The following is a 2167-nucleotide window of genomic DNA, read 5'->3' as shown; positions in this document are numbered from 1 at the left end:
ATCTAATGTAAGTTCTTTAAAGATTTGCATACCAAATAAACCCTATCGGGTTTCAATCTTTTGGATTACGCTACATGATTGTGAGGCATAGAAAATTTGGTTCCGGTGCAAATACTTAGGAAAGATATAAAGAGGCAAAAAGTTTCCTAGTGGAATCTAGTCTTAAGCAGCAATTCCAAATAGTGGATGGATGAACTTCACTTAATGGATGTAACTGTGCGAAAGGATTTCAATCCTAACATTGAACGAACTCGCTTTTTAATAAACTGATGATCTTGTAATTATCTTGAAGCTTTCGCACCAGAACCGCGTTTATCACATAACATATTTTTAATTAGTAATTAAAAATATAATTTTTTTGATGAGATAATAAAATTGATTTATTTTTGCAATATAAACAAACATACAGTGCACAAAATATATTCTAAACTATAGTTTTAATCCTTCTCATTATCCACATATCCTAATCACATACAAATAAGGAGAGATGATTTATCTCTCCTTATTATCCATTTACTATATCAAGTTAGCGAGTAACTCCGCCGCCAAGTTGTTGCTCAGCCATTGCTACTAAACGTTTAGTGATTTCACCGCCAACAGAACCATTTGAACGAGCTGTTGCGTCTGCACCAAGTTGTACGCCGAATTCTTGTGCGATTTCATATTTCATTTGATCAAGAGCTTGTTCAGCTCCATTTACTAATAATTGATTGCTACTTCCATTGTTATTGTTTGACATGTTATGTCACCTCCTTCACTCTTTAATATGTAAAAAAGCATTCGAAAATATATAGTCCTTTTTTTGGTATTAACTTTTATTATTTTAATACATAATTCATGCTTATATTTCACAAAATAGTATTGTGTAGGAGAGCGAAAAAACTTCTTGCCATAGGAGTATCATGTAATGATAAGACCTCCAGAACATGATGAAACGGGTTGTACTTTATGAAAGTGCAGCCCGTTTTTATTGAAAATTACTCTTCCTACATGAAAGTTAAAAGATAGGAGAATCATTTATGAAACATATTGTTGCCTTATTAATTAAATATACCGCTATTAGTGCCGTATTATTGATGATATTAGGCATATTCCAGGACGTTTCGATTCTTAGAATATTACTGATTTCATTACTAATTACAGGGACAGCCTACTTAATAGGAGATTTATTTGTTCTACCTAGGTATGGGAACATGGTTGCTACAATTGCTGATTTTGGATTAAGTTTTTTAGGAATTTGGGTATTAACTTATTTTTTAACAGATATAGATTTAACTGGAAATATTGGTTTTTCTACATTTTGGGCTGCTTTACTTATTAGTGTGGTAGAAATATTTTTTCATATCTATATGAAGAAAGTCGTTTTACATGAAGATGAAGATTCAAGAGAATCAACTAATATGAATCATGATAGATATGTTATGGAGATCTCACATGAATATTTAAACCGTTCTGAAATAGAAAAAGTAAGATCCATTCAAAAGGAAAACGACACAAAGAATAAAATGAAATAAAAAAGTGGCTTTCAGCCACTTTTTTATTAAGCTTGTTCCGTATTTTTAACGTGTAATGGCGGAGGAACTACCCAGCCTTTTTTCTTACTTAGGCGTAGTAAAGTTGCCCCAGCTTGTGCTTTTTTCATATGGAATTGTCCAAAAAGCATTCCTACATCTTCTCGAAGACATTTTCCCATTACTTGACTAGAAGTTACTAACCCTGCCGCTAGACCTGCAGAAACAGCTGCTGCAATTTCAGCATCATTGATGCGTGCCCCAGGAGGAATATCCTCAATAGATGCGTTCGGTCTCTCTGGAGGTGCTGGTGGTAAAGCCACTCCATTTACCTTTAAAAGAGCTTTTAGTTCTTCTATTTCAGAAGTCATATCATTCTCAATTAGATTTTCTAAGAACTTCTTTAAATCTTCATCACCTGTGTGGTTAATAAATACTTGATGACCTGCAACTGCTCCTTGTGCCGCAAGAAGATAACTCCAAATATCAAATACTTCTCCATAATGTAAAGGTTCATTTTGAGGATTTCCACTTAATACACCCATTTTAAGACGCCTCCCTTTTGTAAACAGCATAGTCAATATGCTTTTCAGTATTGAAAATAAATTTTTAAGTATATTTGTTCCTATAAAAGCCTTTTTAACATTCATGGGAAA

Annotated in this window: 3 protein-coding genes and 1 pseudogene; 1 reads left to right on the top strand and 3 read right to left on the bottom strand. The window is 33.1% G+C overall.

All coding sequences use genetic code 11. From position 1 onward, the window contains the following. Positions 1-203 precede the first annotated feature (203 nt). Positions 204-278: pseudogene (locus JDS96_RS30285) on the bottom strand (IS6 family transposase); the annotation flags it as partial. 248 nt (positions 279-526) lie between these two features. Continuing rightward, a complete protein-coding gene (locus JDS96_RS30280) occupies positions 527-739 on the bottom strand; it encodes an alpha/beta-type small acid-soluble spore protein (protein ID WP_199669070.1) in 213 nt (70 codons plus the stop codon). Between the two features lie 280 nt (positions 740-1019). Here JDS96_RS30280 and JDS96_RS30275 point away from each other — a divergent pair, with 280 nt between their 5' ends. Continuing rightward, entirely contained in the window at positions 1020-1514 is a 495-nt protein-coding gene (locus tag JDS96_RS30275; RefSeq protein ID WP_199669069.1) for a YndM family protein, read from the top strand. Between the two features lie 26 nt (positions 1515-1540). Here JDS96_RS30275 and JDS96_RS30270 read toward each other — a convergent pair whose 3' ends face one another. Continuing rightward, positions 1541-2056, bottom strand: coding sequence for a DUF3231 family protein (locus tag JDS96_RS30270; RefSeq protein WP_199669068.1), 516 nt, complete (start codon positions 2054-2056; stop codon positions 1541-1543). Between the last annotated feature and the right edge of the window lie 111 nt (positions 2057-2167).

Origin of the sequence: Bacillus cereus group sp. N21, assembly GCF_016483395.1 — a bacterium.
Taxonomy (GTDB): Bacteria; Bacillota; Bacilli; order Bacillales; family Bacillaceae_G; genus Bacillus_A; species Bacillus_A pseudomycoides.
This window is presented reverse-complemented; position numbering and strand designations above follow the sequence as displayed.